Annotated in this window: 19 protein-coding genes and 1 pseudogene; 13 read left to right on the top strand and 7 right to left on the bottom strand. The window is 61.9% G+C overall.

Annotation, left to right across the window (positions count from 1 at the left end; translation table 11 throughout):
* Positions 1-5: 5 nt before the first annotated feature.
* The 9 genes from murD to lpxC all read left to right on the top strand — a co-directional run bounded on the left by murD (position 6) and on the right by lpxC (position 10,472).
* Positions 6-1,352 (top strand): UDP-N-acetylmuramoyl-L-alanine--D-glutamate ligase, encoded by a 1,347-nt coding sequence (murD, locus tag RGV33_RS27265; RefSeq protein ID WP_322147379.1) that lies wholly within the window; start codon positions 6-8, stop codon positions 1,350-1,352.
* Positions 1,349-2,572: a putative lipid II flippase FtsW gene (gene ftsW, locus RGV33_RS27260; protein ID WP_322147378.1), complete on the top strand. Its 1,224-nt coding sequence runs from the start codon at positions 1,349-1,351 to the stop codon at positions 2,570-2,572. Before murD ends, ftsW begins: the two co-directional genes overlap by 4 nt.
* Positions 2,562-3,632: an undecaprenyldiphospho-muramoylpentapeptide beta-N-acetylglucosaminyltransferase gene (gene murG, locus RGV33_RS27255; RefSeq protein WP_322147377.1), complete on the top strand. Its 1,071-nt coding sequence runs from the start codon at positions 2,562-2,564 to the stop codon at positions 3,630-3,632. Before ftsW ends, murG begins: the two co-directional genes overlap by 11 nt.
* Complete coding sequence (murC, locus tag RGV33_RS27250; protein WP_322147376.1) at positions 3,625-5,070, top strand: UDP-N-acetylmuramate--L-alanine ligase; 1,446 nt, start codon at positions 3,625-3,627, stop codon at positions 5,068-5,070. The genes murG and murC overlap by 8 nt, the downstream gene beginning before the upstream one ends.
* Entirely contained in the window at positions 5,067-6,023 is a 957-nt protein-coding gene (locus RGV33_RS27245) for a D-alanine--D-alanine ligase (protein ID WP_322147375.1), read from the top strand. Before murC ends, RGV33_RS27245 begins: the two co-directional genes overlap by 4 nt.
* A gap of 4 nt (positions 6,024-6,027) precedes the next feature.
* A complete protein-coding gene (locus tag RGV33_RS27240; protein WP_023659197.1) occupies positions 6,028-6,894 on the top strand; it encodes a cell division protein FtsQ/DivIB in 867 nt (288 codons plus the stop codon).
* A gap of 15 nt (positions 6,895-6,909) precedes the next feature.
* A complete protein-coding gene (gene ftsA, locus RGV33_RS27235; RefSeq protein WP_088423798.1) occupies positions 6,910-8,172 on the top strand; it encodes a cell division protein FtsA in 1,263 nt (420 codons plus the stop codon).
* A 79-nt stretch (positions 8,173-8,251) separates the two neighbouring features.
* The gene (gene ftsZ, locus RGV33_RS27230) at positions 8,252-9,448 is read left to right on the top strand and encodes a cell division protein FtsZ (protein WP_003216225.1); all 1,197 of its coding nucleotides are present in this window, start codon (positions 8,252-8,254) and stop codon (positions 9,446-9,448) included.
* A gap of 112 nt (positions 9,449-9,560) precedes the next feature.
* Entirely contained in the window at positions 9,561-10,472 is a 912-nt protein-coding gene (lpxC, locus tag RGV33_RS27225; protein ID WP_003216227.1) for a UDP-3-O-acyl-N-acetylglucosamine deacetylase, read from the top strand.
* Positions 10,473-10,525: 53 nt separating this feature from the next.
* On the opposite strand, the gene RGV33_RS27220 is transcribed toward lpxC, so the two are convergent.
* The 3 genes from RGV33_RS27220 to RGV33_RS27210 form a co-directional block, all read right to left on the bottom strand.
* Positions 10,526-12,028, bottom strand: a complete 1,503-nt coding sequence (locus RGV33_RS27220) for a diguanylate cyclase (RefSeq protein ID WP_322147374.1) — start codon at positions 12,026-12,028, stop codon at positions 10,526-10,528.
* A gap of 51 nt (positions 12,029-12,079) precedes the next feature.
* A complete protein-coding gene (locus RGV33_RS27215) occupies positions 12,080-13,570 on the bottom strand; it encodes a sensor domain-containing diguanylate cyclase (protein ID WP_322147373.1) in 1,491 nt (496 codons plus the stop codon).
* An 85-nt stretch (positions 13,571-13,655) separates the two neighbouring features.
* Positions 13,656-14,978 (bottom strand): OprD family porin, encoded by a 1,323-nt coding sequence (locus RGV33_RS27210; RefSeq protein ID WP_322147372.1) that lies wholly within the window; start codon positions 14,976-14,978, stop codon positions 13,656-13,658.
* A gap of 348 nt (positions 14,979-15,326) precedes the next feature.
* On the opposite strand from RGV33_RS27210, the gene RGV33_RS27205 reads away from it, so the two are divergent.
* The 4 genes from RGV33_RS27205 (at position 15,327) to RGV33_RS27190 (ending at position 18,716) form a co-directional block, all read left to right on the top strand.
* Positions 15,327-16,301 carry a D-glycerate dehydrogenase gene (locus RGV33_RS27205; RefSeq protein WP_322147371.1) on the top strand — a complete coding sequence of 325 codons (975 nt, stop codon included), beginning with the start codon at positions 15,327-15,329 and terminating at the stop codon, positions 16,299-16,301.
* A 174-nt stretch (positions 16,302-16,475) separates the two neighbouring features.
* Positions 16,476-17,378, top strand: coding sequence for a chemotaxis protein (locus RGV33_RS27200; RefSeq protein ID WP_322147370.1), 903 nt, complete (start codon positions 16,476-16,478; stop codon positions 17,376-17,378).
* Positions 17,379-17,381: 3 nt separating this feature from the next.
* Positions 17,382-17,864 (top strand): N-acetyltransferase, encoded by a 483-nt coding sequence (locus RGV33_RS27195; RefSeq protein WP_322147369.1) that lies wholly within the window; start codon positions 17,382-17,384, stop codon positions 17,862-17,864.
* Between the two features lie 108 nt (positions 17,865-17,972).
* Positions 17,973-18,716, top strand: a complete 744-nt coding sequence (locus RGV33_RS27190; protein WP_322147368.1) for a YkgJ family cysteine cluster protein — start codon at positions 17,973-17,975, stop codon at positions 18,714-18,716.
* A 199-nt stretch (positions 18,717-18,915) separates the two neighbouring features.
* On the opposite strand, the gene RGV33_RS27185 is transcribed toward RGV33_RS27190, so the two are convergent.
* The 4 genes and pseudogenes from RGV33_RS27185 to RGV33_RS27175 all read right to left on the bottom strand — a co-directional run bounded on the left by RGV33_RS27185 (position 18,916) and on the right by RGV33_RS27175 (position 21,803).
* On the bottom strand, positions 18,916-20,013 hold the full coding sequence (locus RGV33_RS27185) for a methyl-accepting chemotaxis protein (protein ID WP_416152140.1): 1,098 nt from the start codon (positions 20,011-20,013) through the stop codon (positions 18,916-18,918).
* Positions 20,014-20,211: 198 nt separating this feature from the next.
* A pseudogene (locus RGV33_RS34370) lies at positions 20,212-20,493 on the bottom strand (PAS domain-containing protein); the annotation flags it as partial.
* 107 nt (positions 20,494-20,600) lie between these two features.
* On the bottom strand, positions 20,601-21,392 hold the full coding sequence (locus RGV33_RS27180; RefSeq protein WP_322147365.1) for a transporter substrate-binding domain-containing protein: 792 nt from the start codon (positions 21,390-21,392) through the stop codon (positions 20,601-20,603).
* Between the two features lie 168 nt (positions 21,393-21,560).
* Entirely contained in the window at positions 21,561-21,803 is a 243-nt protein-coding gene (locus RGV33_RS27175; RefSeq protein WP_322147364.1) for a hypothetical protein, read from the bottom strand.
* Positions 21,804-21,926 lie beyond the last annotated feature (123 nt).

The following is a 21,926-nucleotide window of genomic DNA, read 5'->3' as shown; positions in this document are numbered from 1 at the left end:
AACGAGTGTCCCTGATCGCTTCAGACCACTTCCGCATCGTTGTCGGCCTCGGCAAGAGCGGCATGTCCCTGGTTCGCTTCCTGGCGAACCGGGGCACGTCGTTTGCCGTGGCCGACACGCGGGGAAATCCACCGGAGCTGGTCACGCTGCGCCGTGACTACCCGCACGTGGAAGTGCGTTGTGGCGAGCTGGATGTCGAGTTTCTGTGCCGTGCCGACGAGCTCTACGTGAGCCCGGGTTTAGCGCTCGCGACTCCGGCGCTGCAAGCGGCTGCGGCCCGTGGTGTGAAGTTGTCCGGCGACATCGAGCTGTTCGCGCGTAACGCGAAGGCGCCGATTGTGGCCATCAGCGGCTCCAACGCAAAAAGCACCGTGACCACCCTGGTGGGCGAAATGGCGGCTGCGGCCGGCAAGCGTGTGGCGGTGGGCGGCAACCTCGGCACTCCGGCGCTGGACTTGCTCCGCGACGATATCGAGCTGTACGTGATGGAACTGTCAAGCTTCCAGCTGGAAACCACCGACCAGCTCAACGCTGAAGTGGCCACCGTGCTGAACGTCAGCGAAGACCATATGGACCGCTACAGCGGCCTGCCGGCGTATCACCTGGCCAAGCACCGGATCTTCCGTGGTGCGCGGCAAGTGGTGGTCAACCGTCAGGATGCCCTGAGCCGTCCATTGATCGGCGAAGGTTTGCCGTGCTGGACCTTCGGCCTCAACAAACCTGACTTCAAGGCCTTCGGCCTTCGGGAAGAGAACGGCGAGAAATACCTGGCCTTCGAATTCCAGAACCTGATGCCGGTGCGCGAACTGAAAATCCGTGGCGCCCATAACCAGGCCAACGCCCTGGCTGCATTGGCGCTTGGCCATGCGGTCGGTTTGCCGTTCGACGCCATGCTGTCGGCCCTGCGCACCTTTGCCGGGCTTGAGCATCGCTGCCAGTGGGTTCGCGACCTCGACGGCGTCGGCTATTACAACGATTCCAAGGCCACCAACGTCGGTGCGGCGCTCGCTGCCATCGAAGGTTTGGGGGCCGACATTCAAGGCAAGGTCGTGCTGATCGCCGGTGGCGACGGCAAGGGCGCCGACTTCAAGGACCTTAAAGGCCCGGTCGCTGCCAACTGCCGCGCCGTGGTGTTGATGGGCCGTGATTCCGGGCTGATCGCCGATGCCCTGGGCGACGCCGTACCGCAGGTGCGTGCGCAATCGCTGGACGACGCCATCGCCCAGTCCAAAGCCCTAGCCCAGCCGGGTGACGTGGTGCTGCTGTCGCCCGCCTGTGCCAGTTTCGACATGTTCAAGAACTACGAAGAGCGCGGCCAGCTGTTCGCCCGCGCCGTGGAGGCCTTGGCATGAGTATCAATTTTCGGAACATCATCAAGCCGTACCCGTCGCCGCTCATTACCGGGCGCGGTATCGACCTGGATTTCCCGATGCTCGCCGGTTGCCTCGCGCTGCTGGGCCTGGGCCTGGTGATGATCACCTCGGCGTCCTCGGAAGTGGCTGCGGTGCAATCGGGCAACACCCTTTACATGATGATCCGCCACCTGGTGTACCTGGTGATCGGCCTCGGCGCGTGCATCGTCACCATGATGATCCCGATCGCCACCTGGCAACGCCTGGGCTGGCTGATGCTGGTGGGCGCATTCGGCCTGTTGGTGATGGTGATCCTGCCCGGCATCGGGCGTGAGGTGAACGGTTCGATGCGCTGGATCGGTTTCGGCGCGTTCAACGTGCAGCCGTCGGAAATCGCCAAGGTGTTCGTGGTGATCTACCTCGCCGGTTACCTGGTGCGGCGCCAGAAAGAAGTACGCGAAAGCTGGATGGGTTTCTTCAAGCCGTTCATCGTGCTGTTGCCCATGGCCGGGCTGTTGCTGATGGAGCCGGACTTCGGTGCCACCGTCGTGATGATGGGGGCGGCGGCGGCGATGCTGTTCCTCGGGGGCGTGGGCCTGTTCCGTTTCACCTTGATGGTGGTGCTGGCGGTGGCCGCCGTGACGATTCTGGTGCAGGCGCAACCCTACCGGATGGCTCGTCTGATTACCTTTACCGACCCGTGGTCCGATCAGTTCGGTTCCGGCTACCAGTTGACCCAGGCGTTGATCGCCTTCGGTCGCGGCGAGTGGCTGGGCGTGGGCCTGGGCAACAGTGTGCAGAAGCAGTTCTACCTGCCGGAAGCGCACACCGACTTCGTGTTCTCGGTACTTGCCGAAGAGCTGGGCGTGGTTGGTTCGCTGTGCACCGTCGCGCTGTTCGTGTTCGTCTGTGTGCGGGCCATGTACATCGGCTTGTGGGCCGAAAAAGCCAAACAGTTTTTTGCGGCCTACGTCGCGTACGGCCTGGCGTTCCTGTGGATCGGCCAGTTCCTGATCAACATCGGGGTGAACGTCGGCCTGCTGCCGACCAAGGGCCTGACCTTGCCGTTCCTCAGTTACGGCGGCAGTTCGTTGGTGATTTGCTGCGCCTGTCTCGGGTTATTGCTACGCATCGAGTGGGAGAGTCGAACCCACCTGGGCAGCGAAGAGATGGAGTTCAGCGAAAGTGACTTCGCCGAGGAGCCGAACCATGGGCGCTAACGTGCTGATCATGGCAGGCGGCACCGGTGGGCACGTGTTCCCGGCGCTGGCCTGTGCCCGCGAATTCCAGAACCGTGGCTACACCGTGCATTGGCTCGGCACGCCTCGCGGCATTGAAAATGACCTGGTCCCGAATGCCGGCTTGCCACTGCATTTGATCAACGTCACCGGCTTGCGTGGCAAGGGCAAATTGTCCCTGCTCAAGGCGCCGTTCGTGTTGCTCAAGGCGGTGTGGCAAGCGCGCAAGGTGATCCGAGAAGTGAAGCCGGTGTGCGTGCTGGGCTTTGGTGGCTACGTGACCGGCCCCGGCGGCGTCGCGGCAAAACTCGCCGGCGTGCCGGTGATCGTCCACGAGCAAAACGCCGTGGCCGGCACCGCCAACCGCTTGCTGGTGCCCTTGGCTGCCCGGGTGTGCGAGGCATTTCCGAAAACCTTTGGCGCCGCAGACAAACTGCGCACCACCGGCAACCCGGTGCGTACCGAGCTGTTCATGGGCATTGCCCGCCAGCCATTGGCCGGTCGCAAGGCGCACCTGTTGATCCTGGGCGGAAGCCTGGGCGCCGAACCGTTGAACAAATTGCTGCCTGAAGCGGTGTCGCAACTCCCCGTGGAGCTGCGCCCGGAGATCTTCCATCAGGCCGGCAAGAACCACGATGAAGTGACCGCCACGCGCTACCGCGATGCGGGTGTGGAGGCGAATGTGCAGCCCTTCATCAAAGACATGGCCCAAGCCTATGGCTGGGCCGACCTGGTGGTCTGTCGCGCAGGTGCGTTGACCGTCAGTGAACTGGCCGCCGCCGGTCTGCCGTCCTTGCTGGTGCCTTTGCCCCACGCGATCGACGATCACCAGACCCGCAACGCCGAATATTTGGCCGGGGAGGGCGCTGCCTTCCTGCTGCCGCAAAGAACGACTGGCGCCGCCGATTTGGCCGCACGCCTGACCGAGGTTTTGATGCAACCGGAACGACTGAACAGCATGGCGAGCACCGCAAGCCGCCTGGCCAAACCTGACGCAACCCGCACCGTGGTCGATATCTGCCTGGAGGTGGCCCATGGTTGAGAATCAGAAAGCCATGCCGCAACCGGAAATGCGCCGCATCCGTCGCATCCACTTTGTCGGCATCGGCGGCGTGGGCATGTGCGGCATCGCCGAAGTGTTGCTTAACCTGGGTTACCAAGTGTCCGGCTCCGACCTGAAAATGTCGCCGGTCACTGAACGCCTGGAATCGTTTGGCGCGAAAATCTTTATCGGCCACCGAGCCGAGAACGCTGCCGAAGCCGACGTGCTGGTGGTCTCCAGTGCCGTGAACACCTCCAACCCGGAAGTGGCCACCGCCCTTGAGCGCCGTATTCCCGTGGTGCCGCGTGCCGAGATGCTGGCCGAGCTGATGCGCTACCGCCACGGCATCGCCGTTGCCGGTACCCATGGCAAGACCACCACCACCAGCCTGATCGCCTCGGTGTTCGCCGCCGGTGGCCTGGACCCGACGTTCGTCATCGGTGGCCGCCTGAATGCAGCCGGTACCAATGCGCAGCTGGGCACCAGCCGTTACCTGATCGCCGAAGCCGATGAAAGCGACGCCAGCTTCCTGCACCTGCAACCGCTGGTGGCCGTGGTGACCAACATCGACGCCGACCACATGGCGACCTACGACGGTGACTTCAACAAACTGAAGAAAACCTTCGTCGAGTTCCTGCACAACCTGCCGTTCTACGGGTTGGCCGTGGTGTGCCTGGACGATCCGGTGGTGCGCGAAATCCTGCCGCTGGTCAAGCGTCCTACCGTGACCTACGGCTTCAGCGAAGACTGCGATGTGCGTGCAATCAATGTGCGCCAGCAGGGCATGCAGACCTTCTTCACCGTGCTGCGCCCGGACCGCGAGCCGCTGGATGTCTCGGTGAACATGCCGGGCAACCACAACGTACTCAACTCCCTGGCGACCATCTGCATCGCCTCTGACGAAGGCGTCAGCGATGAAGCCATCGTCGAAGGCCTGTCGGGTTTTGCCGGCGTGGGTCGCCGCTTCCAGGTCTACGGCGAACTGCCGGTAGACGGCGGCAGCGTGATGCTGGTGGACGACTACGGCCACCACCCGACCGAAGTCGCTGCGGTGATCAAGGCTGTACGCGGTGGCTGGCCTGAGCGCCGCCTGGTGATGGTGTACCAGCCGCATCGCTACAGCCGTACGCGCGACCTGTACGACGATTTCGTGAATGTACTGGCTGACGCCAACGTGTTGCTGCTGATGGAAGTCTACCCGGCCGGTGAAGAGCCGATCCCGGGTGCCGACAGCCGCAAGCTGTGCAACAGCATCCGCCAACGGGGCCAACTGGACCCGATCTACATTGAGCGTGGTGTAGACCTCGCACCGATCGTCAAGCCGCTGCTGCGTGCCGGCGACATCCTGCTGTGCCAGGGTGCCGGTGACATCGGCGGCCTCGCCCCTAAATTGCTGGCAAGCCCGCTGTTTGCCGCTGCGCAGGGGAAGTCCAAATGACCACTGACTACGGCTCGCTGTTCTCCACCATCCAACCTGCCGACTTCGGCCGGGTTGCGGTGCTGTTCGGTGGCAAGAGCGCGGAGCGTGAAGTGTCGCTGAAGTCCGGCAATGCCGTGCTGCAAGCGCTGCAAAGTGGCGGTGTGAATGCGTTTGGCATCGACGTGGGCGATGACTTGCTGTCGCGCCTGCAGGCCGAGAAGATTGACCGCGCCTTTATCATTCTTCACGGCCGCGGCGGTGAAGACGGCAGCATGCAGGGCCTTCTCGAATGCCTGGGCATTCCCTACACCGGCAGCGGCATCCTCGCTTCGGCGCTGGCCATGGACAAGTTGCGCACCAAGCAGGTGTGGCACAGCCTGGGTATTCCGACCCCGCGTCACAGCGTGCTGTGCAGCGAAGACGATTGTATTTCTGCAGCCAAGGAACTGGGCCTGCCTTTGATCGTCAAACCAGCCCATGAAGGCTCCAGTATCGGCATGGCTAAAGTGAACTCAGCCGCCGAATTGATTGACGCATGGAAAGCGGCCAGTACCTACGATTCGCAAGTGTTGGTGGAACAGTGGATTCAAGGTCCCGAGTTCACCATCGCTACTCTGCGTGGCCAGGTATTGCCGCCCATCGCATTGGGCACGCCCCACACCTTTTACGACTACGACGCCAAGTATGTGGCCTCCGATACCCAGTACCGGATCCCGTGCGGCCTCGACGCAGCCAAGGAACAGGAATTGATGGACCTCACGGCGAAAGCCTGTGAGGCGCTGGGTATCGCCGGTTGGGCGCGGGCAGACGTGATGCAGGATGACCAGGGGAACTTCTGGTTCCTGGAAGTCAACACTGCACCCGGGATGACCGACCACAGCCTGGTACCCATGGCCGCTCGTGCCGCCGGCCTGGATTTCCAGCAGTTGGTGCTGGCGATCCTGGCCGCAAGCATAGAGCCACGAGGCTAAGACCATGAACGGCGCATCGCTTCGTCATCAGCAACCCGCTCCCGGCCGCAAGCCGGTGCCGCGTGGTGCCAGCCGAATGGTGGCTAAAGAGCCGATGTCGGCGCGCATGCCGAAAGCCAACTTTGGTTTTCTCAAGGCGCTGTTCTGGCCGGTGATCCTGGTGGCCCTGGGGTTCGGTACGTATGAAGGCGCCCAGCGCCTGCTGCCGTATGCCGACCGGCCGATCACCAAGATCAGCGTGCAGGGTGACTTGAGCTACATCAGCCAGCAAGCCGTGCAGCAGCGAATCGCCCCGTTTGTGGCGTCGAGCTTCTTCACCATCGACCTGGCAGGCATGCGCTCCGAGCTGGAACAGATGCCATGGATTGCCCACGCCGAAGTACGTCGCGTGTGGCCGGATCAAGTGACGATCCGCCTGGAAGAGCAACTGCCCGTCGCCCGCTGGGGCGATGGTGCGCTGCTGAACAACCAGGGCCAGGCGTTTGCGCCCCGCGAAGTGGCGAACTACGAGCACTTGCCGCAGTTGTTCGGGCCGCAACGGGCGCAACAGCAAGTGATGCAGCAGTACCAGGCGTTGAGCCAGATGCTGCGGCCGTTGGGTTTCTCGATTGCGCGACTGGAATTGCGCGAGCGGGGCAGCTGGTTTTTGACCACGGGCGCAGGCAGTTCCGGCCCGGGCATCGAGTTGTTGCTGGGACGCGGCAACCTGGTGGAAAAGATGCGCCGTTTTATCGCCATCTATGAAAAGACCTTGAAAGAACAGATTACGAACATTGCGAGCATCGACCTGCGTTACGCCAACGGCCTTGCCGTCGGCTGGCGGGCCCCTGCGGCGCCCACGGCAGCGCAACCTGCTGTCGCGAAGAATTAAGAAGAGGCAGGACCCATGGCAAACGTGCAAAGCGGCAAAATGATCGTCGGTCTGGATATCGGCACCTCCAAGGTGGTGGCGCTGGTAGGCGAGGTCGCGGACGACGGCACGCTGGAAATCGTCGGAATCGGCACGCATCCGTCCCGGGGCCTGAAGAAGGGCGTGGTGGTGAATATTGAATCCACCGTGCAATCGATCCAGCGCGCCATCGAAGAGGCGCAGCTGATGGCCGGTTGCCGGATTCACTCGGCATTCGTCGGCGTTGCCGGCAACCACATCCGCAGCCTGAATTCCCACGGCATCGTGGCGATTCGCGACCGCGAAGTCAGCGCCGCTGACCTGGAACGGGTACTCGACGCAGCGCAAGCCGTGGCGATCCCGGCTGACCAGCGCGTGCTGCACACCTTGCCGCAGGACTATGTGATCGATAACCAGGAAGGCGTTCGCGAGCCCCTGGGTATGTCGGGCGTACGTCTGGAAGCCAAGGTTCACGTAGTGACCTGCGCCGTCAACGCTGCACAGAACATTGAAAAATGCGTGCGCCGCTGTGGCCTGGAAATCGACGACATCATTCTCGAGCAGCTTGCCTCCGCGTATTCGGTACTGACCGACGACGAAAAAGAACTGGGCGTGTGCCTGGTGGACATCGGCGGCGGCACCACGGACATCGCGATCTTCACCGAGGGTGCGATTCGTCACACCGCCGTGATCCCGATTGCCGGTGACCAGGTGACCAACGACATCGCCATGGCGTTGCGCACACCGACCCAGTACGCCGAAGAAATCAAGATCCGTTACGCCTGTGCCCTGGCCAAGCTGGCCGGTGCCGGCGAAACCATCAAGGTGCCGAGCGTGGGCGACCGTCCACCGCGCGAACTGTCGCGCCAGGCGTTGGCTGAAGTGGTCGAGCCGCGCTACGACGAACTGTTCACCCTGATCCAGGCCGAACTGCGCCGCAGTGGCTACGAAGATTTGATCCCGGCCGGCATCGTGCTGACCGGTGGCACCTCGAAGATGGAAGGCGCGGTCGAACTGGCCGAGGAAATCTTCCACATGCCGGTGCGCCTGGGCGTGCCCCATGGCGTCAAGGGCCTGGGCGATGTGGTGCGCAACCCGATTTATTCCACCGGTGTGGGCTTGCTGTTGTACGGGCTGCAAAAGCAGACCGACGGCATTTCCCTGTCGGGCCCGAGCAACCGTGACAGCTACAGAAGCGACGACGAAGCGAAAGCGCCGTTGTTCGAGCGGTTGCAGGCTTGGGTAAAAGGCAATTTCTAAAGATTTACCGCAACACCGTTTCACTGTTGTAGATGCATGCAGTAGGCGAAAAAACTAGAGAAATGAAAGGAGAGGGAAAATGTTCGAACTCGTAGACAACATCCCCGCAAGCCCGGTCATCAAAGTGATCGGCGTCGGCGGTGGCGGCGGCAACGCTGTCAACCACATGGTCAAGAGCAACATTGAAGGCGTTGAATTCATCTGCGCCAACACTGATGCCCAAGCCCTTAAAAGCATCGGTGCACGCACCATCCTGCAATTGGGCACAGCCGTGACCAAGGGCCTGGGTGCTGGCGCGAATCCGGAAGTCGGCCGTCAAGCCGCTCTGGAAGACCGCGAGCGCATTGCTGAAGTGCTGCAAGGCACCAACATGGTGTTCATCACCACCGGCATGGGCGGTGGTACCGGTACCGGTGCTGCGCCGATCATTGCCGAAGTGGCCAAGGAAATGGGGATCCTGACGGTTGCCGTCGTGACCCGTCCGTTCCCGTTCGAAGGTCGCAAACGCATGCAGATCGCCGATGAAGGCATCCGTCTGCTGTCCGAAAGCGTCGACTCGTTGATCACCATTCCCAACGAGAAGCTGCTGACCATCCTCGGTAAGGACGCCAGCCTCCTGTCGGCTTTCGCCAAGGCAGACGATGTACTGGCCGGTGCCGTTCGCGGTATCTCCGACATCATCAAGCGTCCGGGCATGATCAACGTCGACTTTGCCGACGTACGTACCGTGATGAGCGAAATGGGCATGGCGATGATGGGCACTGGCTGCGCCAGCGGTCCGAACCGTGCACGTGAAGCCACTGAAGCGGCCATCCGCAACCCGTTGCTGGAAGACGTGAACCTGCAAGGTGCACGCGGCATCCTGGTGAACATCACCGCCGGTCCTGACCTGTCCCTGGGTGAGTACTCCGACGTGGGTAGCATCATCGAAGCCTTCGCTTCCGAGCACGCCATGGTCAAGGTCGGTACGGTTATCGATCCGGACATGCGCGACGAACTGCACGTGACCGTTGTTGCTACCGGCCTGGGTGCAAAAATCGAGAAGCCTGTAAAGGTCATCGACAATACCGTCCATACCAGCCACGCCAGCCAGCAAGCTGCCGCTCCAGCGCCGTCGCGCCAGGAACTGCCGTCTGTGAACTACCGTGACCTGGATCGTCCGACCGTGATGCGCAACCAGGCCCAGGCCGGTGCTGCTGCATCCCGTAGCCCGAATCCGCAAGATGACCTGGACTACCTGGACATCCCGGCATTCCTGCGTCGTCAGGCCGATTAATGGAATGTATCAGGGCTATGAAGGTGATTGGTGTTCAGCAAAGGTCTGGTCTGCTATTATCGCCAGCCTTTGTTGATACCAGTTCGCAATTTGCGCTGAAGCGGTCCAAGCCATGATTAAACAACGCACCCTGAAGAATATTATCCGTGCCACAGGTGTTGGTCTGCACTCCGGGGAGAAGGTATACCTGACCCTCAAGCCCGCACCTGTCGACACCGGCATCGTGTTTGTTCGTGCCGACCTGGACCCTGTGGTGCAGATTCCTGCTCGCGCGGAAAATGTTGGCGAAACCACGATGTCGACCACGTTGGTCAACGGTGACGTCAAAGTGGACACGGTGGAGCACTTGCTCTCGGCCATGGCCGGTCTGGGCATCGATAACGCCTACGTCGAGCTCTCCGCGTCCGAAGTCCCGATCATGGATGGCAGCGCCGGACCCTTCGTATTCTTGATTCAATCTGCCGGCCTGGAAGAACAGGACGCAGCCAAGAAGTTCATTCGCATTCTGCGGGAAGTGACAGTAGAAGACGGCGACAAGCGCGCCACCTTCGTCCCGTTCGAAGGCTTCAAAGTGAGCTTTGAGATCGATTTCGATCACCCGGTATTCCGTGACCGCACCCAAAGTGCAAGCGTGGATTTTTCCAGCACTTCGTTCGTAAAAGAAGTCAGCCGCGCCCGTACGTTTGGTTTCATGAGTGACATCGAGTACCTGCGCAAGCACAACCTCGCACTCGGCGGCAGCGTTGAAAACGCCATTGTGGTCGACGCGGATGGTGTACTGAACGAAGACGGCCTTCGCTATGAAGACGAATTCGTGAAGCACAAGATCCTCGATGCAATCGGTGACCTCTACCTGCTGGGCAATAGCCTGATAGGCGAGTTCAAAGGCTTCAAGTCGGGCCACGCGCTGAACAACCAACTGCTGCGCAAGCTGATTGCACAGACAGATGCCTGGGAAGTCGTGACCTTCGAAGATGCCAGCACCGCACCGATCTCTTACATGCGTCCCGTCGCGGCGGTGTAAGTAACAACTCTCTTTCCTTTTGTTTTTAAAGGCTGCCTTCGGGTGGCCTTTTTTTACGCCAGGGTTTGTGCATCCACAATGCGATTACGCCCGGTGTGCTTGGCCTCATACAACGCCTGATCCGCACTGAGCAGTAACTCTTCCAGTGTGCTACGGCTTTTTTTGGTCCATGTGCTGAGGCCAACGCTTACGGTAATCGGCACGGTATCCCCGCCCACCCGTGGCAGATGCTCAACGCCACTGCGGATATGGTCAGCAATCAACAACGCACCCTGGCCGTCGGTATGCGGCAGCACTACTGCAAACTCCTCACCGCCATAGCGGGCCGCCAGGTCAGCAGGGCGACGGATATTGCCCTCGACAACCTGCGCCACCGTGCGTAATGCCGCGTCGCCAGCTTGATGCCCATGCCGGTCGTTGAACGCCTTGAAATGGTCCACATCAATCATCAGCACCGTCAACGGCTCGCCTGAACGCTGGGCGCGATCCCATTCCAGGCGCAGCCGCTGGTCGAGAGTGCGGCGGTTGGCCAGGCCGGTGAGGGCGTCGGTGGCTGCCAGTTCTGACAGCACCTGCTCGGCGCGGTAACGCCTGCGTAGTTCCATGCAGAGCATCCAGGTCAGCCACAGCAGGCCGATGCACAAAATCCCGGTGGCGCCGCTGATCACCAGCGCGGCGCGCTTCCAGGGCGCGAATATGTCATTCGTGGACAAGGCCACCACTACGATCAGCGGTAAATTGCCCACGGTAGAGAAGGTGTAGAGGCGGTTCTCTTCGTCCACACTGGAGGTGCCGCGAAAGCTGCCGTCGCGGTCATGCAGGATGCGCGCGACATTGGGGCGCTGGCTGAGGTCCTTGTCGATCATGTCCCGTTCCAGCAACGGCTGTTGGGCCAACAGGATGCCTTGCTGGTTGATCAGGTTGATGGTGCTGTCGTTGCCGATATTCAGGCTGCGGAACAGTTGCTGGAAATACGACAAGCGCATGGACGCCACGGCCACCCCAAGGAACCGTCCGTCGGGCCCGGAAACCCGGCGGCTGAATGCAATGCGCCATTGGTCGTCACACACGCACCGTGCGATGAACGGTCGGCTGATGAACAGGCCCAGGTCGGGATTCTGTCGGTGGGCATGAAAGTAATCACGGTCGGCGAAGTTGGCTGCGACAGGGGTCAGCAGCGACGAGTCGGCAATCACTTCACCGTTCTTGTCCAGCAGCAGGATGTCTCCCTTGTACGGCGCCGCCTCCGAGCGGTCGAACAGCACCAGGTGGCGGATGCTGGCCGACACGCCGGCCAAATCACTGCGCTCGGTGGCGGCGATCAGGCCTTTGATCGACAAGTCGTACAGCTCGACGTTGCGTAATACGTCGGCATCAATCAATTGGGTGATGTTATTGGCCGTGCGCTGGGCTGCCTGCAACGTATTGGCGTGTTCGCGAATCAGCAGCACCGCGACCACCAGGATGATCAGCAGCACCGTGACGCAACTCCCGATGATCAGCAGCAGCTCCGGGCGGTGGGTCGGGCGGGTCGGACGGGTGGTGCCTGGGCTCATCGGGCGTACTTCTGCTTCGAGGACGCCTTTAGCGTAGTTCCTGAAAGCCGCTCATGTGGCCTGGCTGTGAACGATCCGGTTGCGCCCGGAGTACTTGGCTTCATACAGCGCCCGGTCGGCAGTCAGCAGCAGTTCTTCGACTGAGCCGCCGCTGCGCTTTTCCCAGGTGCTGAGGCCGACGCTCACGGTGACCGACAGCGCATCCCCGTCCGCGGGTGGCAAGTGCTCTACCGCGCTGCGGATATGTTCGGCAATGGTGCTCGCGCCGTCGCCGTCGGTGTCCGGCAGAATCACCGCGAACTCCTCGCCACCGTAACGCGCGGCAAGGTCGGCAGGGCGACGAATATTGCTGCCGATCACCCTGGCCACGTTGCGTAACGTCTCATCGCCGCCTTGATGGCCGTGCCGGTCGTTGAACGCCTTGAAGTGGTCTACGTCGATCATCAGCAGCGCCAGCGGTTCGCCGGAGCGTTGTGCACGTTCCCATTCCAGGCGCAGGCGCTGGTCGAGGGTACGCCGGTTGGCCAGCCCGGTGAGGGCGTCGGTGGCCGCCAGCTCAGACAACACTTTTTCGGCGCGATAGCGGCGACGCAGTTCCAGGCGCAGCATCCAGGTCAGCCACAGCAGGCCAACACACAGCACGCCGGTGGCGCCGCTGATCAGCAGGGCGGCGCGTTTCCAGGCGGCAAACACGTCGTCGCTGGACAACGCCACCACCACAATCAGCGGCAGCGTGCCGACATTGCTGAACGTGTAGAGGCGTGGTGTGCCGTCAACGCTGGAGACAGAGCTGAAACTGCCACTGCCTTCGCGCAGGATTCGCTTGAAGTTCGCCCTTGCACTCAGGTCTTTATCAATCATGTCGCGCTCCAGCAAAGGTTGCTGGGCCAGGAGAATGCCGTCACGGTTGAGCAGGTTTATGCTGCCGCTGCCGATGGTGAGGCTGTTGAACAACTGGTCGAAATACGCCAGGCGCATGGTCGCCACCGCCACACCGGCAAACTCACCGTCGGGCCCGGAGACGAGGCGGCTGAATGCAATGCGCCAGACTTGATCGCATTCGCAACGGATCTTGAAGGGACGGCTGATGAACAAGCCGGCATTCGGGTTCTGTTGGTGCACCAGGAAATAGTCACGGTTGGCAAAGCTGCGGGGCGTGGGGGTCAATGTGGAAGAGTCGGCGATGACCGCGCCGGCCTTGTCCAGCAGCAGGACTTCACCTTTGAAAGGGGCCGCGGTGGACTGGTCGAACTGCACCATGTGCTGGATCTCGGCCGACATCCCGGGCAAGTCCTTGCGGGTGCTGGCCGAGGTCAGCCCGTGCAGCGCCAGGTCATAGAGTTCGACGTTGCGCAGCACATCGGCGTTGATCAATTGGGTGATGTTGCTGGTGGAACGCTTGGCCGCCTGCAGGGCGCTGGCGTGTTCGCGTATCAGCAGTACTGCAACGATGATCACGATCAGTACGACAGTCAGGCCGCTGCCCAGAATCAGCAAAAGCTCCGGGCGTGCAGGCAGGGTGAAGGCGCGGCGTTGACTCATGGGGCTGGCTTCGGCATTCAAGATGCTGGCAGTTTAGTTCCCTGCGCTGAAAAATAACCCGTCGCCGCAAAAGAAAGCCTGGACGTTAAAAAACGTTAATTGGGTAATCGACAATCACCCGGTACTCATCCACGTCCCGGTCCACTGCTGCGTACCCGTTGCCACCGCGATTGGTCGCCCATTGCAGGCGCACGGCCAGGTCCTTGGCCTTGCCGCCTTGCACCACATACTTGAGGTCGATGTCGCGTTCCCAGTGCTTGGCGTTCTTGCCATCGGCGCTGTACCAGGACGAATAACCTCGGCTGTGCGGATCGACCGTGGTCAGGTCGGTCTTGCCGCTGATGTACGACACCGCCGAGGTCAGGCCCGGCAGGCCCAGCCCGACAAAGTCATAGGCGTACTTGAGCTTCCACGAGCGCTCGTTGGGGCCGTTGAAGTCGGAGTATTGCTGGGAGTTGTCCAAGTAAACGCTGTCGCCCTGGCTGATGTAGTCGAACGGGGTGTTGCCGTTGACCCGCTGGTAGGCGGCGGTGACGCTGTGGTTGCCCACGCCCACGGTGACATGCAGGCTGTAGGTGTTGTTGTCGATGTCACCCAGCAGGGCTTTGCCGGTTTGCCGGGTGTGGTAGTAGTGCAGGCCCGGGTTGAGGCTGACCAGTTCGTTCAGTTGCCAGGTGTAGTCCAGGTCGTAGTAGTACTGGTTCCAGATGTCCTTGAGTTCGGACGCGTACAGGTTGCTGGTCAGCCCCGGCAGGCCGCTGAAAGACACGCCGGCCCAGTCCAGGTGCTGGCTGTCTTCGCCGCTGGGCAATGCGCCGTAGCTGGTGCCGATGCGCCGGTGGCCGCTCTGGTTGTAGAGCTTGGTAAAGCTGGCCTGGCCGCCTTCGAACATCCAGCCGTCCAGGCTGTGGTTGGTCAGGCTCACGCCACGGAAGGTCTGGGGCAGCATGCGGGTCATGCCGCCGGCGATCACCGGGTTAGTCAGGAACAGGTCGCCGGCTTTCAGTTCGGTGTCGAAGGCACGCATTTTCAGGGTGGCGCCAGCGGTGGAGAACGAGCCGGGGGCTTTGCCGTTGCCGGAGCTTACGGGCAGGATGCTGGAACCGTCGGTACCGCCACCGCCGTCGAGCTTGAGGCCGAGCATGGCGTTGGCGTCCAGGCCAAAGCCGACGGTACCCGGGGTGTAGCCGGATTCGAATACCCCGATGAAGCCCTGGCCCCATTCCTTGCTGTCATCGGTGTGAATGTCGCGACGGTCGCGGTTCATGTAGTAGTTGCGGGCGTTGATCTTGAAGCTTGAGCCTTCGACGAAACCGTCGGCGGCCAGGGTGTCTGCCGCGTGGGCAAGGGGAACGATAGTTGCAGCAATCGCGATGAATAACGGGGTGAACGTCAGCGAGGTTTTCACCGGTAAAGCTCCTTGGGGTCAATCGAAACCGGCCAGTGTTGTGGGAGGCCTGGCCTTTTTTCAGCGCAAAAAAAAGCCGCTGGACTCAGCGGCTTTAAGACAGATTCCCAGTGTAGAGCCCTGGAAATAAGTCGAGGGAAATCGGGGAAGAGCGGGGCGGTCTTAACCACTGCGCTCATCGATGCGACAAATTAGCGCAGGTGAGCGGTGCGATACAGAGTGTAACAAGATAATGACTGTTACCCAAATCGCAACAGTCTGGGCGGGTGGCGCCGAGGTGTCCTGACAACCCCGCGCAAGAATGTTAGCGTGCTTGCCATTCCCACGTAGTCGATGAGCCCGCCTTCCATGAAAAAGACTGTCCTCGCCTTCAGCCGCGTCACCCCGGAAATGATCGAGCGCCTGCAACAGGATTTCGATGTCATCGCTCCCAATCCGAAGCAGGGCGATATCAATGCCCAGTTCAACGAAGCCTTGCCCCATGCCCACGGCCTGATCGGCGTAGGCCGCAAGTTGGGCCGGGCGCAACTGGAAGGCGCGAGCAAGCTGCAAGTGGTCTCCAGTGTGTCGGTGGGCTACGACAACTACGACCTGGCGTACTTCAATGAGCGCGGGATCATGCTCACCAACACCCCCGACGTGCTCACCGAAAGCACCGCCGACCTGGCCTTTGCCCTGCTGATGAGCAGCGCCCGCCGCGTGGCCGAACTGGACGCCTGGACCAAGGCCGGCCAGTGGAAAGCCAGCGTCGGCGCGCCGTTGTTTGGTTGCGACGTACACGGCAAGACACTGGGCATCGTCGGCATGGGCAACATCGGCGCGGCCATCGCCCGCCGTGGCCGCCTGGGTTTCAATATGCCGATTCTGTACAGCGGCAACAGCCGCAAGACCGAACTGGAACAAGAGCTGGGCGCGCAGTTTCGCAGCCTCGACCAGTTGCTGGCCGAAGCCGACTTCGTCTGCCTGGTGGTGCCACTGAGCGAGAAAACCCGCCACCTGATCAGCCATCGCGAGCTGGGTTTGATGAAACCCGGCGCGATCCTGGTGAACATCTCCCGTGGCCCGGTGGTGGACGAGCCGGCGCTGATCCAAGCCCTGCAAAACCACACCATTCGTGGTGCCGGCCTGGACGTGTACGAACAGGAGCCGCTGTCGGAGTCGCCACTGTTCCAGTTGAGCAACGCGGTGACCCTGCCGCACATTGGCTCGGCTACTGATGAGACCCGTGCGGCGATGGCCAACCGCGCGCTGGAAAACCTGCGCAGTGCCTTGCTGGGCCAGCGCCCGCAGGACCTGGTCAACCCGCAGGTGTGGAAGGGCTGATCACTGCCTTGTGTAGGAGCGAGCTTGCTCGCGAAGAACCTGATGGCGCTGTGTTTATTCAGGCTGCCCGCGTTATCGTTGACGTTTTTCGCGAGCAAGCTCGCTCCTACAGTTTTCAGCGGGCAAGTCGATAACGGTCTATAGATCGTCATCCCTGATCCACAGAAGGTTTTTATGTCCACCACCAAAGCCCGCGCAGACTCACTCTCGCTTCTGCTCTTTACCTTGCGCAGCGGCAAGCTGATGGCGATCAACCTGCTGAAAGTCAGTGAAATCATTCCCTGCCCGCCGCTGACCAAGCTGCCGGAGTCGCACCCGCACGTCAAAGGCATCGCCACCTTGCGCGGCGCTGCGCTGTCGGTGATCGACCTGAGCCGGGCGCTGGGGGAAATGCCCCTGCAAGACCCGGACGGTGGCTGCCTGATCGTCACCGATGTGAGCCGTTCCAAGCAGGGCCTGCATGTGCAGGCGGTGAGCAAGATCGTGCACTGCCTGACCACCGACATTCGCCCGCCGCCGTTTGGTTCCGGTGGCACGCGCTCCTTCATCACCGGGGTGACCCAGGTCGAAGGCGCGCTGGTGCAGGTGCTGGACATCGAAAAGGTCATCCACGGCATCGCCCCCGCGCAGATCGAAGCGGCGCCCACCGACCTGACCATGGAAGAAGCCGAAGTGCTCGGCAACGCCCGGATCCTGGTGGTGGACGACAGCCAGGTGGCCCTGCAGCAGTCGGTGCACACCCTGCGCAACCTCGGCCTCACTTGCCACACCGCCCGCAGCGCCAAGGAAGCGATTGACCGTTTACTGGAGCTGCAAGGCACCGTCGAACAAATCAACGTGGTGGTCTCGGACATCGAAATGTCCGAAATGGACGGCTACGCCTTCACCCGTACCCTGCGCGAGACCCCGGATTTCCAGGGCCTCTACGTGCTGCTGCACACCTCTTTGGACAGTGCGATGAACAGCGAAAAAGCCCGCCTGGCCGGTGCCAATGCGGTGCTCACCAAGTTTTCCTCCCCCGAGCTGACCAAATGCCTGGTGGTCGCCGCGCAGACCGTCGCGCAACAGGGCCTTTGACCTGTGGGTGAACACTTCCAACTGCTGCGCCGTGACCTTACCGGCAGCCTGCCCGCGCCGCAGTGGCCGGCAGGTATTGAGCTGGATCATTACCACGAAGCGCTGGCACCGGCGATCCACGCAGTATTGAGCCTGGCCCAGGAGCAAGGCGGCGGGCGTGTCGGCCCCCTTGAGCACTGGCGCGAGCAGTTCGTCACCGACGCCGAGTTCGACCCCGCGCTGTGCCTGGTAGTCAGCAACGCCAGTGGCATTCTCGGGGTATCGCAATGCTGGACCAGCGCCTACATCAAGAATCTGGCCATACACCCGTGCGCCCAGGGCATGGGACTGGGCCGGGCCTTGCTGCTGCACACCTTCCAGGTGTTCAAGCAGCGTGGCGAGGCGTTTGTCGACCTCAAGGTGCTGGAGTCCAACCTGCGGGCCCGGCGCCTGTATGAGCGTGCCGGCATGGTGTTTGTCCTGCGAGACCTCGTTGCAGAAGACTGAAGGCGCTGGCGCATAACTTGCTTTGTACAGCGGCAGAACGGCGAACAGAGGCAAAAACCCGCCGCCGTTCATGAGTGCCTTCTGACCTTGCCTGGTGACAGATCCTCCATGAATACCCATTTTTCCTGCGTCGGTTGTGGCAAATGCTGCACCGATCACCATGTGCCCCTGACCCTGGAAGAGGCCCGCAGCTGGGCGGCTGACGGCGGTAACGTCATCGTCCTGGTGGAGGGTTTCCTGGGCACCGGGCTTGGGCTGCCCGAGTTGCAGCGCGAACACGCACAACGGCGTTCCGCCATCGTGCCCAGCGGCACTACCGAGGCGTATGTGGCAATCACCTTTGCCGCCTATAACGCCGGGCGCTGCCGGAATCTTGACGAAGACGACCGATGCCGTATCTATGAGCGCCGGCCGTTGGTGTGCCGCATTTATCCGATGGAGATCAACCCGCATATCCCGTTGAACCCGGGCGCCAAGGACTGCCCGCCGGAATCCTGGGAGCAGGGGCCGGCGCTGATCGTGGGAGGCGAATTGATGGACAAGGAACTCGCCGGGTTGATCAGTCGCTCACGCCAGGCGGACCGCGACGACATCCAGGCCAAGGAGGCGGTGTGTGGGTTGCTGGGCATTCGTACCACGGCGCTCAAGGGCGACGGATTTACCGCCTACCTGCCGGACATGGGCCTGTTCGCCCAGGCGATCGAATTGGCCATGCACGAGGCGGTGCAGGCCAATGAGTGGGTGTTCCATGCGTCCGGGATGGATATTGCCGAGCAGTTGCTGGATGCCGGCGCCCGGATTGCCACCGAGGTCCCGGCCAACTATGCGTTCATATCGTTACGCGCGGCTTGAGTGGGAACGATGCCCGTTATGGTGAGGGAGCTTACTGTGGCGAGGGAGCTTGCTGTGGCGAGGGAGCTTGCTCCCGCTGGAGTGCGTAGCGCTCCCAAGATTTTGGGGCCGCTGCGCAGCCCAGCGGGAGCAAGCTCCCTCGCCACAGCAAGCTCCCTCGCCACAGCAAGCCCCCTCACCACAAAAATAGCTCATGGCGCTACTGGCGGCGCTTGCTCCAGAACTCCTCTGCCAGGCGCCGCAAGTCATCCGCCAGCCCCGCCACATCGCCTGAGCTGAGTTGGCTTTGCTGGCCGGCGCTGACCGTCACTTCCCCGGCATTGCGGATGCCGATGATGTTGCGGTTGATGTCTTCGCTCACGGCGCTCTGCTCTTCCACCGCCGCCGCAATCTGCTGGCTCATGGCGGTAATCCGGGTCACCCGCTGGCTGATCCCGTCCAGCGCCGCGGCGGCGCGCTGGGCTTGATCGACGCTGGCCTCCACATGCTGGCTGCTTTGCGCCATCGCCTGCACCGCATCCCGGGCGCCGCCTTGCAGGGTGCTGATCATGCGCTGGATCTCATTGGTCGACTGCTGTGTGCGCTGGGCCAGCCCGCGCACTTCATCGGCCACCACGGCAAACCCGCGTCCCTGCTCCCCGGCCCGCGCCGCTTCGATGGCGGCATTGAGGGCCAGCAGGTTGGTCTGCTCGGCAATTGCCCGGATCACTTCCAGCACCCCGGAAATATCCCCGCTATGGCTTTCCAGTTGATGGATAACGTCGGTGGCCCGCGCCAGTTCCTGGGACAAACGCAGCACTGCGTCGCGGCTTTCATCGACCCGCTGGTGGCCTTCGCGGGTCTCACTGCCCGCCTGGTCAGCGGCCTTGGAGGCCTGCAACGCGTGCTCGGCGACCTGCGCCACGCTGGCAGCCATTTGATTGATCGCCGCGGCGACCTGGTCGGTCTGGGTCTGTTGGCCGAGGCTGCTGGTGTGGCTGCTGTCCAGTTGTTGCACCAGCGCTGCCGCGTGCCCGGACAAGCGTTGCGAGGCGTCGCCAATACGACCGACCACCGCGCCCACCTGGGCCTCCAGCATCTGCATGGCAAATTCGATACGCCCGAACTCATCCTCGCGCCCGGTGTAAATCGCCTGGCTCAACGGGTTGTCGGCAATCAGCTGCGCGCGCTGGTTCAACCGATGCAAGGGGCGCAACCAACCGTGCACGCCGGCTACCGCCACGGCACACGCCGACGTTACCGCCAGCAGTTGCCAGGCCAGCGGATACGTCGCCAGTCCAAAGCCCAATATCCACATTGCGGCACATGCAACGAGCACCCACGCCGACAGCTTGAAGGTCGTGCCCACCGTGGGCTGCGCCCGCCCAGTACCCGCGCGCAGGCGGGCATAGGTGCGCTCCGCCAACTGCACCCGCCGCGCATCGGGCTTGGTGCGTACCGACTGATATTCCACTGTCACGCCTTCCCGGGTAACCGGCGTGGCGTAGGCACTGACCCAATAGTGATCGCCGTTCTTGCAGCGGTTTTTCACCATGCCCATCCACGAGCGGCCGCTCTTCAACACCTGCCACATGTGCGCAAACGCGGCGGGCGGCATGTCCGGGTGCCGCAGCAGGTTGTGCGGTGCGCCCAGCAACTCGTCTCGGGTATAGCCGCTGATGTCGATGAAGTCCTGGTTGGCGTAGGTAATGGCGCTGGTCAGGTCGGTGGTCGAAAGGATATTGGCGTCGGGGGCAAAGTCCACATTCTGACCGGTGACCGGCAGATTGATCTTCATGGGAAAGCGCGCTCGTGATTGTTGGAGGAGTCGGCAGCGCGTCGACTCTAAGCGCACGGGTTGGGCAAATACTGATCCAGCTCATGTTCTGCGCAATTAATTGGCCATTACGGCCTGGCGGGCGGTGCATCAAGGCGGTAGGGCTGGACGATGCGCTGGTACTCGCCACTCTGCATCAGTTGCTCAAGGGCGCAATTGAGGGCGTTGCGCAATGCGGTGTCGGGCTTGCGCAGCGCGATTGCCACGCCGTTGCCCAACAGTTCGGTGGAGATGGCGGGGCCAAGGAAGTCAAAATCCAGGCCCTCGGCGGTGTCGAGCAGCGCCTCACGGATTTCCACCTTGCCCTGCAGTGTGGCATCGATATCGCCTGCCAACAGGCTGCGGATCAGTTCGTCATTGCGCCAGAAACCCTTGACGATGACGCCCTTTGGCGCCCATTTCGCCAAGGCAAAGGCTTCGCGATTACTGCCCACCAGCACGCCCACGCGTTGGCCTTTCAGTGACTGGGTGGTCGGCTGCAACCCTGACGTTTTGCGGGCCACCAAGCGCGTAGTGATCGGGTAGAGGTCGTCGGTGAAACTCGCCCGCCGGCGCCGTTTCGACGTCGAGGCCATGCCCATGATCGCGTCGAATTGCCTGGCTTCGAGGGCCGGGAAGTTTTCCACCAGGACTTGGTCAACCCAGGTACACCGCACATTGAGCTGTATGCACAGGGCGTTACCCAATTCGATGTTCAGCCCTACCAGCTGGCCTTGTTGATTACGGCTTTGGAACGGCGGGAATTGCGCGGCGACGGCGAAACGAATTTCGCGCCGTGGTTGGTCACCGGCCACAGTGAGGCAGACAACACTGGCCATCAGCGACAAGCACAGCGCAACACAAGTACGTATAGGAAACACGGGAACGTCCTTTTCCGGAAAACCAGCTTCACCCCATCCAGCCCCGTAAGAAAGATTCGGGGTGAGCGGGTGTCGTGCAAGCTTTCAAGAATTGGCCGCAGGCCTACAAGGCGAAACGTCAGTAAACGTTGTAGGCACAGATCGCTATTGCGGGGGATTTGTTACCGGTCAGCGCTTGCCCATCGAACGACGGGTGCCGGGAGGTGCCATGCCCGGGCTTTTGGTGTGGCCGTTCTTCGCACCGTTTTTGTACCACGGCTGGCTGGCGTTTTTCTCACCGGCCAGTTCGCCCGGCTTGAACGGAAATTTGAATGCCGGGATCTCGGCGCGGGTTTCGCCTTCGACGCTGTCAGGGTTGGCCTGTGGGTCGATATCGGCCGCTTCAACAGCGGGTTGTGTCGGGGAATTCATGGAAGCTCCGGGGAGTACTGAAAATGACGTGGGCCCGACTTGCAGGCCACACTGCCGCGCAGTATACCTGCGCGCCTCGGATCTTTAACCACTGCTCGTACGAATGGTCGGACTTTACTGACG

This window comes from Pseudomonas sp. Bout1 (genome assembly GCF_034314165.1).
In the GTDB taxonomy this organism is placed as follows: domain Bacteria; phylum Pseudomonadota; class Gammaproteobacteria; order Pseudomonadales; family Pseudomonadaceae; genus Aquipseudomonas.
The sequence above is the reverse complement of the archived record's forward strand: the minus strand, read 5'-3'. Positions and strand labels throughout refer to the sequence as shown.

What these genes read in the sequence shown, in the direction of transcription:
- ftsW (WP_322147378.1), top strand. Translation starts at nt 1,349, where the DNA reads ATGAGTATCAATTTTCGGAACATCATCAAGCCGTACCCGTCGCCGCTC.
- RGV33_RS27175 (WP_322147364.1), bottom strand. Translation starts at nt 21,803, where the DNA reads ATGAATTCCCCGACACAACCCGCTGTTGAAGCGGCCGATATCGACCCA.
- RGV33_RS27215 (WP_322147373.1), bottom strand. Translation starts at nt 13,570, where the DNA reads ATGAGTCAACGCCGCGCCTTCACCCTGCCTGCACGCCCGGAGCTTTTG.
- murG (WP_322147377.1), top strand. Translation starts at nt 2,562, where the DNA reads ATGGGCGCTAACGTGCTGATCATGGCAGGCGGCACCGGTGGGCACGTG.
- lpxC (WP_003216227.1), top strand. Translation starts at nt 9,561, where the DNA reads ATGATTAAACAACGCACCCTGAAGAATATTATCCGTGCCACAGGTGTT.
- RGV33_RS27190 (WP_322147368.1), top strand. Translation starts at nt 17,973, where the DNA reads ATGAATACCCATTTTTCCTGCGTCGGTTGTGGCAAATGCTGCACCGAT.
- ftsA (WP_088423798.1), top strand. Translation starts at nt 6,910, where the DNA reads ATGGCAAACGTGCAAAGCGGCAAAATGATCGTCGGTCTGGATATCGGC.
- RGV33_RS27220 (WP_322147374.1), bottom strand. Translation starts at nt 12,028, where the DNA reads ATGAGCCCAGGCACCACCCGTCCGACCCGCCCGACCCACCGCCCGGAG.
- RGV33_RS27240 (WP_023659197.1), top strand. Translation starts at nt 6,028, where the DNA reads ATGAACGGCGCATCGCTTCGTCATCAGCAACCCGCTCCCGGCCGCAAG.
- RGV33_RS27185 (WP_416152140.1), bottom strand. Translation starts at nt 20,013, where the DNA reads ATGTGGATATTGGGCTTTGGACTGGCGACGTATCCGCTGGCCTGGCAA.
- ftsZ (WP_003216225.1), top strand. Translation starts at nt 8,252, where the DNA reads ATGTTCGAACTCGTAGACAACATCCCCGCAAGCCCGGTCATCAAAGTG.
- murC (WP_322147376.1), top strand. Translation starts at nt 3,625, where the DNA reads ATGGTTGAGAATCAGAAAGCCATGCCGCAACCGGAAATGCGCCGCATC.
- RGV33_RS27245 (WP_322147375.1), top strand. Translation starts at nt 5,067, where the DNA reads ATGACCACTGACTACGGCTCGCTGTTCTCCACCATCCAACCTGCCGAC.
- RGV33_RS27200 (WP_322147370.1), top strand. Translation starts at nt 16,476, where the DNA reads ATGTCCACCACCAAAGCCCGCGCAGACTCACTCTCGCTTCTGCTCTTT.
- RGV33_RS27205 (WP_322147371.1), top strand. Translation starts at nt 15,327, where the DNA reads ATGAAAAAGACTGTCCTCGCCTTCAGCCGCGTCACCCCGGAAATGATC.